We start from the raw sequence: 12191 nt of genomic DNA, 5'->3' as shown, positions 1-12191 counted from the left end.
ACGCGGAGTGCGTCCCTCGCTGCCGAGCCTGAAAGGCGGACACCTGAAGAAGAGGCAAAACCACGGCGCGGCGGGCGCGAGCGCCAGTAGTGGGTGACGCAACTTGCCGTAAGGCAAAGCCATACACCTATCTGCGAGCGGCGTATGAGCAACGCTACGTAAGGCCGCGCACTACAGTGCCGAAAAACCTATACCGAGAGCGACACATGTCGACCGATTCCATATTCAACATCCGCATCCCTATCGTGCTCGAGCTCGGCGGCGTCGAGATACCACACTCACACGCCAACCTGATGCTCTGGCGGCTTTACAACCATCCGCGCCGCGCGCTGCCGATTGCGGAATGGATGGGGCTCAGCGGTAACGCGGCGATGAAGCGGCTGCATCGAGCGGCCGAAGCGCTTGGACGTGTTAGCCCGCGCCTTGCAGTCGAACTGCGGCACCACATCCACTGGCAGCGCGGCATCGCCACATACACGCCATCACGTGTAAGGTAAATGGCACTGGCGTATGTGTTTGAGCGCCGTGCCCGTAGCCTGCTCTCATCGATCATTGGGAGAGCAGCATGGCGCAGAAGCGCAGCACACTCGTCAAAACAAAGCTCGCGCAAGCACGCTCGGAGCACCAGAAGGCGATTACCGCTCGCTCCAACGCACTCGCGGCGTTGAGCAAGGACCCGCTCAACGAAGACGCCGACAGGCAGCTCGACGAAGCGCTCGCCACAATCCCCGCATGGAAAGCCCGCGTCGACTCACTCGAGGCGGCACTCGAAAGCGCCTTGGCCCACGACCGTGCCGAAGCCATCGCCGCACGTCGCGATGACTGGCGCGCGGCCCGCGACAAGGCCGTCGAACTGGCGAACGCGCGCGCACCGATCCTCAACGCGCTCCAGACCGCCATCGACGAAGTGGCGAAGCAGATGACGCTGCTCGAGCAGGCGAACGACGCGGTGCTATTGCAAGTCTTCGAAGCAATGCACGAAGTTGAGATGCCGCCTTCGCACGAGATCGCATCCGATCACGTTCATCAGCAGACCGCGCTCGCGGCTCGCGCAGTGCACGCCTCGATCGAAGCCGCCTTCGCCGTCGCGCTGTACGACGCGCGCGTTCACAACGGCGGCATTGACCTGTCGTCCTACCTCGACAAGTGGCTCAACCCGTCCTTCATGGTGCACGCGAGCCGCGACGGCTTCGTTGTTGCGTGTCAGCAGTCGGCGGCAATGATCGGTGCGGCCATTGACCGGCACCACACGCTGACGGGCGTGCTGGCACCGGCTGACGATCAGGCGGCCAGCAATGAGTGACGTTCAAACCACGACCGCCGCGCCGGTCGAAACGTCGAGCACCGGCCCCGATCTCGCATCAATCGCGAGCCGTCTGTATCGCAACGCGGAGCCGACGCTGCTCGACAGCAATGCGCAACCCGCAAAGCCCGAACAGCAGCCCGCCACGACGCAGCAGACGAGCGAGGCGAAGCCTGCCGAAGAGAAGCCGGCAGAAGCCACCACGACGGACGCGAAGTCACACATCCCCGACGCGATCCGCGAGCTGCGCGACGATCCGTTGCGCCGCATGTTCGGCGCGCAAGGCACATTCGCGCAGGTACCGCTCGAGGAAGGCATGCAGAACATTGGCCTGCAGCCCGACACGGTGAAGGCCATTGCCACGGAATTTCGCGAAGTGTTCGCGGATCTCGGCGCGAGCCCCGATGACGCGAAGCAGTTGGTGATATTCGCCGCGCAGCACAACGCGAACATGCCGGTCGATAACGCTGCCGACGCACGACTGGCAGCATCCGCCGCTGACGCGCTCGTGCGGCAATACGGGAGCGAGGCAGATAGCGCACTGCGAGATGCGCAGCGATTCGTCGCTCGTGATCCGCGATTGGGCCGGATGCTCGACGAGACGCGGCTCGGCAACGATCCGCAGACCGTGCTGAAAGTCGTTCAACTTGCACGCAGCGCGAAGATGCGCGGCGAACTCAAATAACAAGGGGCGCACCATGATCCTCGATCAACAAACCCTGCTGAGTGACGCGCAGACGGTCACGATTACGGCGAACTCGGCGAATGTCATCGATACCTTGGCGCCGGGCATGGTCACCAACGACATCTCTGTGTTCGCGCAGGTTATGACAGCGTTCGCAGGCGGCACGTCGCTCGGCATCGCCGTAGTGTCAGCTGACGACGCAGCGCTTACGGTGAACGTTACGAAGCACTTCGATACGGGCGCGATCCCCGTTGCATCGCTGACCGCGAAGGCGCTGCCCATCGCCATGCGCTTGCCGCCGCAGAAGATGCGCAGGTATGTCGGTCTGGTCTACACGGTCGTCGGCACGATGTCGGCCGGCACGATCACGGCGGGCATTGTCGAAGATCTGAATACCGTCCTGCGAACAAGCGACTACGCAAAGGGATTCAGCGCATGACAATCACAAGCGCAGTTCGCAAAGCAGGCCCGTTCAACGGCAATAACGTTGCCACTTCGTTCCCCTTCTCGTTCAAGGTGTTCGACAAAACGAACATCGGCGTCGTACGCGCGCAAGGGCTTGGCATCGGTCAGTTTCTCGTTCTCGATTCTGACTATTCCGTCGCGCTCAATGCCGACCAGAACAACAGCCCAGGCGGCACGGTCACCTATCCGATCAGCGGCATGCCGCTGCCGGCAGGCTATTCGCTGACTATTCTCGGCGCGCTTCCCTATACGCAGCCGACGGACATCACGAATTCGGGCGGCTTCTACCCGACCGTGATCGAAGACGCGCTCGATCGCGCCGAAATCCAGATCCAGCAGCTTGCCGAAATCGGTTCGCGCACGTTGCAGTTTCCGCCCGCAGATAGCGCATCGCCGTTGCTCGGTGCGGCCAGCGATCGCGCCGGAACCGCGCTTGGCTTCGATGCCAACGGCAACGCAATCGCGATCCCGCTGCCCACCAGCATCGGCGCGGGCGATCTGAAAAACGAGTCGTGGACGGCCGGGATCGATTACGTTCAGAACACGTCGACCACGGTCGCGCTCTCGCGCGCGTACACGAGCAAGGCCAATCTCGGCAGCGTGGTGATGGACGGTGTTGGGCAAGACCCGAACACCTATTCGCTGGTTGGTGCGCAGTTGCAGTTCAACGCCCCTATCCCTGCCGGGCGTGTGTGGTGCGTCGGCGGTACGACGCTCTCGCTCAATACGCCGGCATCCGGTTCCGTCGGGGACAACGAACTCGCGTGGGGCGAAATCATCGCCCGTTACGCCAATTCGATGGCCGAAGCCCGCACGCTTCCTGCCGCCAAATACCGTCGCGTGAAGCTGAGCGGCTACTACGCGGCGGGCGATGGTGGCGGGCGCGCTGAATACCGGTACGATCCGACCGACGCGACGACAGCCGATGACGGCTTCTCGTGCTATATCGCGTCCGATGGCGGTCGCATGAAGCTCATCCCGGCCGGTCGTATCAGTGCGAAACAGGCCGGCTGCAAGGGCGATGCGACGTACAGCGTGTGCGGCACGGGCACGGATGATACGGCGCGCGCGCAGATCTATCTGAGCTGGTGCAACGCGCACGCGCGCGTTGCGTACTTTCCCGGTAGTGCGTATCGCTTTTCGAACGCCCTCAACATCGACAACAGCGGTCAGACGACATTCCCGCAAGGCCGGATATCGATCGAAGGCGACGGGCCGCAGAATACCTCGTTCCAGTGGGACAACGGGTCCGTTGGCGGCCTGTCGGTCAACGGCTCTGTCACGTCGATTGCGGCCACGTCGATGCAGGCTTTCCGTGGCTTCAGTGTCATCAAGGGCGATGGCAATGCGACCGGCATGTACATGCAGTCTCATGCACACCTGACACTCGAAAACCTGTGGGTGCTCGGCTGGAGTACGGGCATCGACTATGAGGACGTGCAGGAGTCGCTCCAGATCAACGTCAACGCGCAATACAACGTGATCGGGCTGCACGCCCAGCGGCTGAGCTTCTCCCTGCCGAATGCGCTGTCGTTCTACAACTGCACCTACGGGAACAACAAGCAGGCCGGCATCGACGCAATCAACGTCAACACCTTCACGTATGTCGGCGGCTCGATCGAGTCGAACAACGATCTCGGCGGCGGTCCGTACACGCCGATATGGGGTTGCCGTCTGATCACCAACAGCAGCGCGGTCGACGAAGGCACGGCGTGCGGCACGTTCATCGGCGTGTACTTCGAGCGCAACGGTAGCGCGACGGTCGGCAAGGGCATCGCGGATCTGTGGTACGCGAACTATGCGACCTCATCGACCCTCGTCGTGAAGGGCTGCACGTTCAACCGTGGCACCACCTTCAGCACGAATCAGATCTTCATCGACACGTCTGGCGGCTTCCCGCAGAAGGTCGTGCTTGAGGGCAACGGCCACAGCGCGCCCCCTGTCGGAGGCTATCCCGGCGCGTCGTCGTCGCGTCCGTACCTTGGCTTCGGTAGCACGACCGATCCCGTCCAGCTGGTCGACCTGGGGAACTACTACCAGTCGTCGGTGGAGGCGCCGAACTATTCCGGCTCGGTGAACATGCCTCCGTCGCCCATCGTGCAGGCAGCGCATCCGGTCGCCTGGGTGACGTTCAACGGCTCAACCGGCGTGATCACCAATTCGTTCAACGTGTCGAGCGTCACCCGAAATGGCGCGGGCCTGTACACGGTCAATTTCGCCCGACAGGTCAGTGCGGCCAACCTCGCGGTCAACATCACGCTCAACGCATCGGGATTCCCGGCCTACAACTCGCTGTCCGCGAGCGGTGTGGGTGTCCAGACACAGAACCCGAGCGGCGCGAATACCGACTTCACCAACATCACCGCCGTCGTCTATGGCGGCAATCTGACCTGAAGGACTGAACATGAAACGACTTATCGCATCCGCGCTGCTCGCGCTATCGTCCATCGCCTTCGCAGCGACGACCGTTCCGCCGACGATGCTCAACCCGGCCGGCTCGGCATCAGGGCAGGTCATCAAGTCGACGGGGCCGGGTACGGCGCCGGCATGGGGCAACGTCACCGCGACCTCGCTCGCTGCGCAGGCCGCAAATACGGTCGTGGCGAACGCAACAAGTTCGTCGGCGACCCCGACGGCGTTTGCGATGCCGAGCTGCAGCACGTCGACCAGCGCGCTCACCTACACATCGAACGCAGGATTTACGTGCAGTTCGGCGATGGCGCCGCTCGCGTCGCCCACATTCACCGGTACGGTTACAGCGCCGACGTTCAAGGCGGCGGCAATGGCCCACGTCAAGGCGAACAATACCAGCGGGCAGAGCATCCCGAACAATGCCTATACGGCAGTCACCGGCTGGGCGACGGTGTTCGATGCGAACAGCAATTTCAATGCTTCGACGGGCGTCTTTACGGCTCCGGCTACTGCGTATTACCGCATCAGTTGCCAGCTGCTGTGGGGCACGTTGACTGTATCGTCCAGCAACGTGCTCGCCGCAGGGCTTTTCATCGGCGCATCCGGTACGCCGGATAGCGCCGGATACGCCCCGGCTGCGGCTAGCACAAGTTCAAACGTGGTTGTAGAGAACGCCACGCTTTCACTGGCATCGGGTAACACCGTTACCTGCAAGGCGTTCCAGAACAGCGGCAGCGCGGCGACGCTCTCTACCTCGGCCCCGCAAGTTCAGATCAGTATTGATCAACTCCCGTAAAGGAACGGTATGGCCGATCTGACGGTACCCAACAACACCGCTGGCGCTGTCGCGGCATATCTGGCCGGCACCGCGCAGAACGCGCAATCGAACATCGGCATGTCGCTCGGTGCGAACCCGGATCTCGAGGCGGAACTGTCGCGCATCGAGTCCATGTCGGTTGCCATCCCGAGCCGTCGCATCAACGTGGCGTCTGGCACGACCGTGTATCTGGTCGCGCAGGCGACGTTCACCGCGAGCACGGAGACTGTGACGTGCGTCCTGCAGGCGAATCGCAGACGCTAGGCCCCCTTCAATAACTGATGTGACCATGACAGAACGAAGCGCAAACGGGCATTTCCTGCCGGGCGTATCGGGCAACCCGGGCGGCAAGGCGTCGCCCGTTGCCCGTCGCGTCCGCGAGCTGCTGGAAACAGATGTCGACGCATACGTTGCAACCGTCAAAAAGCTGGCACTGGCGGGCGATCCCGTCGCGCTGAAGCTGGTTTTTGACCGCATTTGCCCGCCGCCCAAACCGGGCAGCGAAAGCGTACAACTGCCGGCACTTTTTCATGCCGACACGTTCGACGCCAAGGCCAATGCATTGCTTGACGCCATCGCGCGCGGCGAGCTCGGCCCTGATACCGGCGCGCAGCTAATGTCGGCGCTGTCGGCCGTGCTGCGCGTGCATGAGATCGACGAACTCGCGCGACGTATCGCGGCGCTCGAGAAACCGAACAGCAACGGCGAGGATCTGCTGTGAGCGATCTGCTGAGACGGCTGGAAGCGCTCGAGGCGGCACGCAATGCGGCCAGCGCACGTGTGCGCACGTTCGAAACCGCTGCCGAGCGCGCCGATGTGTTGCACTCGTATATCTGGAACCTGTATGTGTTTGACGACCGCTGCCGGACGCTCGCGCCCGATGGCGATGGCGGGTATTGGCCGTACATACCGCTCAAGTACGGCGCCACCACGCAGGTGCTTCGGGTGGATGCTCTGCAGCCGATCTACGATGCGACGCGCGACGAGATCGTCGAGATGATGCTGACGTGGGTTGAACGTCTGGCGGCACCCGTCGAAGGGGGCGAAGTGCCGTTTTTCTTCGAGGAAGGCGACACCGAGCCGTTCGTTCGTTTCTGGTTTCCGCCATGTGACGGCGTTGATTTGCTATAGAGGGTGTCAGGTTCAGCCATAATATGCGTCAGACGAATGCGCATCGTGCGCTTCGGCCAACTGCGCGGCGCAAAGAATGGCTTCTGAACTGTCAACGAAACTAATACGAGAGCACAAAAAGCTGGCCGAACTCGCCGGGCTGTCGTCAGCGCAGAGCAAATATGCGCACCCAAAAATCTTGCTGCTCGACATGGGGAGCGACGTGGAAGAAGCGTTGCGCGAACGATGGGCTGACGTGGTCGAAGGTTCACTCGGTACGCCGTACCGGGTAGAAAAGTCTGCGATCTTTACGCCGGTGATACAGCACGAGGAACTGGCGGGGCACGCGGAAGCGGAAATAGTCATCGCCGATCTTTCACTGGGGCCCTTCGACAATGGGCCCACCGGTGAGCCGCACAGACCAGATGGTGAGTCCGATCTGGGGGCAAAGTGCGATAGGGGATTTATCGACTGCCGCATCCGTACCGTTATTGCAGTGTCGTCTATATTCGATCGGATCCTGAAAAACGGCGGCGTGTTTGTGATTTTTGCAGCACCCCGCACCTACATGACTTTGGCGATGGGCCAACGTACGTATCACGGTTTCGTTCCGGAACGTGAGGTAAAAAGGGATGTCTGGAGCATCACATCCGAACTTGCGGACATGTTGATTACGCACGACGCCGGTAGGTCGATTCGTGTCGTTGATTCGTCCCCTGTGGGTACCCTGTTGCAAAAGTACCTTAGCGACGCATCGTTCGAATGCACACTCAAAGGCGGCTTTAGAAAGACCGACCCGTGGCAAACCCTCGCGGTGAACAAGTTTGGTAACGCCGTCGGCATCATGCGGCGATGCGGGAAAGGGTTGACGATCGTGCTACCGCAATTGGCACAAAAGGCTGTCTTCCTTCAAGAGTTGATGACGATTGCTCTGCCCGAACTGGCACCACATCTATTTCCCGAAATCGAACGAGGCCGATGGGCGAATCGCGCTGAGTATGAGTTGCCGCGTGTTGCTGAGCTACAAGCCGAGAAAGCCCGAATCGCTGCGGAAACTGAGGCGACGCTGGCACGGCTGGACACCGACATTGAGGCAGAACGCGCGGCAAACGGATGGTTGCACGATCTGCTCACGGAAACCGGCGACCCGCTCGTGGTGGCCGTGGAAAAGGCGCTCGCCGAGATCGGTTTTGAACACGTAGTGGATATGGACAAGATCCGCGATCAGGAAGGCAAGAGCCGTCGCGAAGATCTTCGCATTGAGGACCGAAGCCCATTGCTGATCGTCGATATCAAGGGCATCGGCGGCTATCCGAGCGATGACGACGCAACTCAGGCCACCAAACATGCGTTCATCAACGCGAAAGAGCTAAAGCGAACGGACGTCCAGGGCCTTGCGATTATCAACCACCAACGGCATTTGCCGCCGCTCGAGCGCGAGAACGACATGCCGTTCCGACAAGAACTGCTTGATGTTGCGGGCGAAACCGGGCTCGGGCTGTTGACGACGTTTGACCTATATCGAATGGTGGTCAACATGCGCAAACTCGATTGGCCTTCTGAGCACGTCAAAGCGGTCGTTTACGGCCATCAACGCATCGAACCTGTGCCGGCTCATTACCGCTACATCGGTACCGTGGCCAAAGCGATGACGGGAAAGTTGGGCGTCGTTATCGCGGAGAACGAGATCGCAGTGGGTGACAGGTTAGCGGTTGAGGGGCTGATCTACTTCGACGAAGCCGATGTCGCGTCGATCCGAGTCAACGACAAACCCGTGGAGCGTGCGAAGGTGGGCGATCCGGCCGGTTTCCTATGGCCCGACGGCAACGCCAAGGTCCGAGAGGGCATGCGCGTGTACGCAGTGCCCAACTCGAAGTGATGGGGCAGGTCGTTCAGCGTTTGTAGACCGTGCCGTCGAATTCCTCGTCATCGATCAGGACGCGGATCTCGCCGGTGCGCACGCTCTTCAGGATGAGCGCTTCGGGGCTATAGGAATAGTGGTAGCTGTAGCCGCTGCATACGAAAATCAGGCCATCCATGAACGGGATGCGACGCCCGGACTCGCATCCCTGAAATTCGCCGTTCACCTGAGTCTCTTCGACCACACCGAAACCTCGCCTCGCAAGGCGATCGAGTGTCGAGGCTTCGGCCACTATGCCCACGACCAGCGTTGCGCCCGCGATTGCGAGCATTAGTGCTCTTCGCAGCATTCTTGTTTCCCCCGTTGGTGGTCAGTCGAAATGGAGTTTGACGTTTGGTTTGCCAGTCTCGTTGTCCCTTGGCAGTACGACGCCGGCGCGCTTCGCGACGAGCTGGCTGAACGTCGCCCACGTCATGACGATGCTTCCGTTATCGCGCGTCACGACTTCGACACCGAACTCGTCGTGAAACCAGCGGCGCTGTTTCGAATAGCGTTTGGCACCAGTGATACGCACAAGGTCTTCGGGCGATAACAGGCGGGCATCCACGTCGGGCAACTCCGTACAATGTTCGGCAACGCCTAACGTATTGAAAATAAACGAATTTTCATTGTATTGTGCCGCAGTTTTGGCTATGCTTCCACCCATCGACGCAACAACGTCGGTCGGGTTTAGCAGCCCGAATGCATGCGGCGGACTACCGCCGAATGGCGGTATTTTTTCGTCTGTACTTGCGCGCCTTCTATGGGCGGCGGTGGTGGGGAGGCTTCGGCCTGCCGGGTTCCGTATGCCCCGGTCTGCTAACCCTGTCATCGTCGCTCACCCCGTTTAGCAGCGGGTGCGGCGTCAACTGCATACGGAAACCATCATGCAAACCTCGAAAATGTTCCCTGTGGCTGCCGATGACCTGCGCGGTCTTCAGGGCTCCCCGTTCCGCGTCGGCGATTTCCTGACCTATGTCCGCGCTCGTCGCGTCGAGTCGCACCAGTATGCTATTGCACGCGTCGGTGGTGTCGTCGGCGTGCATCGAGGCAAGCCCGACGGTGCGCAGATCCTCGGCCGCGTGACCGGCTATTGGAGCCAGTGCTAGCGCGAATAGAGCCCGTCGACGTACTTGCCGATGGGCTCGCGCAACAGGCTGTCGGGCGACGTGCTGGTGAAGGAGATGATGCGACTGCGGCCGCTCAATTCAACGTTGCTGACGACGGCTCCGCTCGGCACGTCGATCATAGCCAGCGAAACCGACATGCGGCTCGGGCGGCCCGACCACTCAGTCGCGCGCGGCTCCCAGTGAGAAATCACCGGGACCGCCGCGAACTGCGCGCCCGCTGCACGAGCGTCTGCTATGACGCGCTCGCGCGGCGCGGTTGCATCTGCGATTGTGACAGCCGAACCGTGTCGCGCGAATGCCGCCGCGACTGCCTGCGCTGTCGTGCGGCCGGAGCCAGGGTACACGGTCGATTCATACGCGCCGTCGGCAGGCATCGCGACGTACACGAGCGAGCTGGCTGAGAGATGGGTTGGGATTGCGCCCGAGCCGGCGAGATCCTGATTCTGGTAAGAAGCGGTGCAGGCGGTGAGTGCCACGCAGAGCGCGATGATGGTCTTTTTCACGTCTTCCCCGAAGCTTTTCGCTTTGTTTTTGGCGGTCAGGCCCGGCACCCCTCGAGACCGGGGGTGGCTCCGTCAGCGGACCGCGAAGCACTAACGGGGAGCACCCTTCCGAAGTTATAGGCGCCGGGCCATCTGAAGGCAGCCTAACACAGGAAGCTGCCGTTTTGGCGCGGCGTACCTTAGCTGGCTGTGAACTTGATCGTGTTGACTGCGAGTGTCGGTATAGGTGTAGGTCAGACCAGATGCCCCTGCCAAAGCCGTATCCGTCGGGCGACTAAATCCGCTGCATCATGGGAGTGTGTTGCGCGAAGTCGTTTGCGGCTGCGGTTTGAGTGCCCATCCTCGTGTCTTTCTTGCGTGACTGTTCAGGGCGTGAGTTTAACCCGTCGAAGCGTTGCGCGAACCTGGCCGGATGGCCAGGTTGCCGTCGCGATCGTCACGCGGCTATGCTGCGCTCACGCTTCAGTCATTCCTCGATCAGCGCGTGCATGTCTACCTTGTGCGCATTCGCGGCGCTTCGGCGTTTAGCGAGCCACATCATGCCTGTGATGAAGACTCCGAACACGGCGATGATCCACTGCACGGGCATCGTCGCCGTTAGCAGGATGGCGTAGGCGCCGAGCATCAGCAGCACGGCGAGGTTCTGATTGAAGTTTTGCACGGCGATCGAGTGGCCCGCCGTCAGCAGCGTCGCGCCGCGATGCTGGAGAATCGCGTTCATCGGCACGATGAAGAAGCCGGACAGCGCGCCTAGCAGGATCATCAGCGGATAGGCGAGGATGATGTAAGCGGGCGCGAAGAGGGCGCCGACGCGCAACCCCGCGCCGGGTGGAAAGAGCCCCTTGCTGTAGAACGCCATCGCGACGGCGACGGCGCCCATCAGCAGCCCGACGGGCAGCACCTTCAGCGAACTGCGCAACGGAATCCATGCGGCGGCGGCCGCTGCGCCGATCGCGATGCCGAAGCCGGCCACGCCCTGCATCACGGCCGCCTTCGACAGCGACAGCCCAAGGTTCGCGTCCGCCCACTTCAGCACGAGTAGTTGCAGCGTGACGGCGCCGCCCCACATCAGCGTCGTGACCCACAGCGCGATTTGCGCGAGGCGGTCGGACCAGAGCACGTTGAAGCAGCGAATGAATTCGCCGAGCAACTGGCCGGGCTCGACGAGCCGGTTCGGATAACGCGCGCCCGTGTCCGGAATGCCGACGTTCAGCGCCGCCGCAATCGCGTACGTGATCATCACGGCGAGCATCGCGAGGTCGGCGGCCGTGTGAATCAGCGGCAGTTGCGCGTGCTGGACGAAGTGCGACGCGTACGTGCTGATCAGCGCGCCGCCCAGCATCGTACCGGCGATCGTCGACAAAACGGTTGCCGATTCGAGCCAGGCGTTCGCAACGACGAGCCGTTCGGCGGCCAGCAACTCGGTCAGAATGCCGTACTTTGCGGGCGAGTACGCGGCCGCGCCGAAGCCGACCACGCCGTAGGCGATCATCGGATGCACGCCCGCGATCATCATCAGACAGCCGGCCGCCTTCAGCGCGTTCGAGATGAACATCACGTGGCGCTTTTGCAGCGCATCGGCGAATGCGCCGACGAACGGCGCGAGCAGCACATAGGAAATCGTGAAGAAAATCTGCAGCAGCGGCGTGACCCAGGCGGGCGAGCGAATCACGGCAAGCAGCGCGATGGCCGCGATCAGGAGCGCGTTATCGGCGAGCGACGACACGAATTGCGCCGCGATGATCGTATAGAAGCCTTTCTTCATGCTTCCGATTGGAACACAGCGACCGCGTTCGTGCGCGGCGAGCCGATCTGGCGGCCTGGCTTGCAGCGCATCTGGCCAGCCCCTACCGCCAGCGCAGCAAA

Annotated in this window: 15 protein-coding genes; 11 read left to right on the top strand and 4 right to left on the bottom strand. The window is 61.8% G+C overall.

Annotated elements, in window-relative coordinates:
• Window positions 1-206: 206 nt before the first annotated feature.
• The 10 genes from BMW76_RS09420 to BMW76_RS09375 all read left to right on the top strand — a co-directional run bounded on the left by BMW76_RS09420 (window position 207) and on the right by BMW76_RS09375 (window position 8671).
• Complete coding sequence (locus tag BMW76_RS09420) at window positions 207-497, top strand: hypothetical protein (protein WP_090864860.1); 291 nt, start codon at window positions 207-209, stop codon at window positions 495-497.
• 68 nt (window positions 498-565) lie between these two features.
• The gene (locus BMW76_RS09415; RefSeq protein WP_090864859.1) at window positions 566-1303 is read left to right on the top strand and encodes a hypothetical protein; all 738 of its coding nucleotides are present in this window, start codon (window positions 566-568) and stop codon (window positions 1301-1303) included.
• Window positions 1296-1988 carry a hypothetical protein gene (locus BMW76_RS09410; protein WP_090864858.1) on the top strand — a complete coding sequence of 231 codons (693 nt, stop codon included), beginning with the start codon at window positions 1296-1298 and terminating at the stop codon, window positions 1986-1988. Before BMW76_RS09415 ends, BMW76_RS09410 begins: the two co-directional genes overlap by 8 nt.
• A 13-nt stretch (window positions 1989-2001) precedes the next feature.
• Window positions 2002-2427: a Bbp16 family capsid cement protein gene (locus BMW76_RS09405; protein WP_090864857.1), complete on the top strand. Its 426-nt coding sequence runs from the start codon at window positions 2002-2004 to the stop codon at window positions 2425-2427.
• Entirely contained in the window at window positions 2424-4847 is a 2424-nt protein-coding gene (locus tag BMW76_RS09400) for a hypothetical protein (RefSeq protein WP_090864856.1), read from the top strand. Before BMW76_RS09405 ends, BMW76_RS09400 begins: the two co-directional genes overlap by 4 nt.
• A 10-nt stretch (window positions 4848-4857) precedes the next feature.
• Complete coding sequence (locus BMW76_RS09395; protein ID WP_090864855.1) at window positions 4858-5661, top strand: hypothetical protein; 804 nt, start codon at window positions 4858-4860, stop codon at window positions 5659-5661.
• 9 nt (window positions 5662-5670) lie between these two features.
• Window positions 5671-5946, top strand: coding sequence for a hypothetical protein (locus tag BMW76_RS09390; protein ID WP_090864854.1), 276 nt, complete (start codon window positions 5671-5673; stop codon window positions 5944-5946).
• Window positions 5947-5971: 25 nt separating this feature from the next.
• The gene (locus BMW76_RS09385; RefSeq protein ID WP_090864853.1) at window positions 5972-6403 is read left to right on the top strand and encodes a hypothetical protein; all 432 of its coding nucleotides are present in this window, start codon (window positions 5972-5974) and stop codon (window positions 6401-6403) included.
• Window positions 6400-6813: a hypothetical protein gene (locus tag BMW76_RS09380; RefSeq protein WP_090864852.1), complete on the top strand. Its 414-nt coding sequence runs from the start codon at window positions 6400-6402 to the stop codon at window positions 6811-6813. Before BMW76_RS09385 ends, BMW76_RS09380 begins: the two co-directional genes overlap by 4 nt.
• Before the next feature lie 76 nt (window positions 6814-6889).
• On the top strand, window positions 6890-8671 hold the full coding sequence (locus BMW76_RS09375; RefSeq protein WP_090864851.1) for a hypothetical protein: 1782 nt from the start codon (window positions 6890-6892) through the stop codon (window positions 8669-8671).
• 13 nt (window positions 8672-8684) lie between these two features.
• On the opposite strand, the gene BMW76_RS09370 is transcribed toward BMW76_RS09375, so the two are convergent.
• Both BMW76_RS09370 and BMW76_RS09365 read right to left on the bottom strand, forming a co-directional pair.
• A complete protein-coding gene (locus tag BMW76_RS09370; protein WP_090864850.1) occupies window positions 8685-8984 on the bottom strand; it encodes a hypothetical protein in 300 nt (99 codons plus the stop codon).
• A 39-nt stretch (window positions 8985-9023) separates the two neighbouring features.
• Complete coding sequence (locus BMW76_RS09365; protein ID WP_090864966.1) at window positions 9024-9260, bottom strand: DUF4224 domain-containing protein; 237 nt, start codon at window positions 9258-9260, stop codon at window positions 9024-9026.
• 319 nt (window positions 9261-9579) lie between these two features.
• Between BMW76_RS09365 and BMW76_RS09360 the strand changes: the two genes are divergently transcribed.
• Window positions 9580-9801, top strand: coding sequence for a hypothetical protein (locus BMW76_RS09360; RefSeq protein ID WP_090864849.1), 222 nt, complete (start codon window positions 9580-9582; stop codon window positions 9799-9801).
• Here the strand turns inward: BMW76_RS09360 and BMW76_RS09355 are convergent.
• Both BMW76_RS09355 and lplT read right to left on the bottom strand, forming a co-directional pair.
• The gene (locus tag BMW76_RS09355; RefSeq protein WP_090864848.1) at window positions 9798-10373 is read right to left on the bottom strand and encodes a DUF4823 domain-containing protein; all 576 of its coding nucleotides are present in this window, start codon (window positions 10371-10373) and stop codon (window positions 9798-9800) included. The genes BMW76_RS09360 and BMW76_RS09355 overlap by 4 nt on opposite strands.
• A gap of 418 nt (window positions 10374-10791) precedes the next feature.
• Window positions 10792-12090, bottom strand: coding sequence for a lysophospholipid transporter LplT (gene lplT, locus BMW76_RS09350; RefSeq protein ID WP_090864847.1), 1299 nt, complete (start codon window positions 12088-12090; stop codon window positions 10792-10794).
• Window positions 12091-12191 lie beyond the last annotated feature (101 nt).

This window comes from Paraburkholderia diazotrophica (genome assembly GCF_900108945.1).
Taxonomy (GTDB): domain Bacteria; phylum Pseudomonadota; class Gammaproteobacteria; order Burkholderiales; family Burkholderiaceae; genus Paraburkholderia; species Paraburkholderia diazotrophica.
The sequence above is the reverse complement of the archived record's forward strand: the minus strand, read 5'-3'. Positions and strand labels throughout refer to the sequence as shown.

Excerpts from the sequence above, each read along its gene's own strand:
- BMW76_RS09395 (WP_090864855.1), top strand. The coding sequence starts at position 4,858 with ATGAAACGACTTATCGCATCCGCGCTGCTCGCGCTATCGTCCATCGCC.
- BMW76_RS09415 (WP_090864859.1), top strand. The coding sequence starts at position 566 with ATGGCGCAGAAGCGCAGCACACTCGTCAAAACAAAGCTCGCGCAAGCA.
- BMW76_RS09370 (WP_090864850.1), bottom strand. The coding sequence starts at position 8,984 with ATGCTCGCAATCGCGGGCGCAACGCTGGTCGTGGGCATAGTGGCCGAA.
- BMW76_RS09420 (WP_090864860.1), top strand. The coding sequence starts at position 207 with ATGTCGACCGATTCCATATTCAACATCCGCATCCCTATCGTGCTCGAG.
- BMW76_RS09375 (WP_090864851.1), top strand. The coding sequence starts at position 6,890 with ATGGCTTCTGAACTGTCAACGAAACTAATACGAGAGCACAAAAAGCTG.
- BMW76_RS09385 (WP_090864853.1), top strand. The coding sequence starts at position 5,972 with ATGACAGAACGAAGCGCAAACGGGCATTTCCTGCCGGGCGTATCGGGC.
- lplT (WP_090864847.1), bottom strand. The coding sequence starts at position 12,090 with ATGAAGAAAGGCTTCTATACGATCATCGCGGCGCAATTCGTGTCGTCG.
- BMW76_RS09400 (WP_090864856.1), top strand. The coding sequence starts at position 2,424 with ATGACAATCACAAGCGCAGTTCGCAAAGCAGGCCCGTTCAACGGCAAT.
- BMW76_RS09360 (WP_090864849.1), top strand. The coding sequence starts at position 9,580 with ATGCAAACCTCGAAAATGTTCCCTGTGGCTGCCGATGACCTGCGCGGT.
- BMW76_RS09390 (WP_090864854.1), top strand. The coding sequence starts at position 5,671 with ATGGCCGATCTGACGGTACCCAACAACACCGCTGGCGCTGTCGCGGCA.
- BMW76_RS09405 (WP_090864857.1), top strand. The coding sequence starts at position 2,002 with ATGATCCTCGATCAACAAACCCTGCTGAGTGACGCGCAGACGGTCACG.
- BMW76_RS09410 (WP_090864858.1), top strand. The coding sequence starts at position 1,296 with ATGAGTGACGTTCAAACCACGACCGCCGCGCCGGTCGAAACGTCGAGC.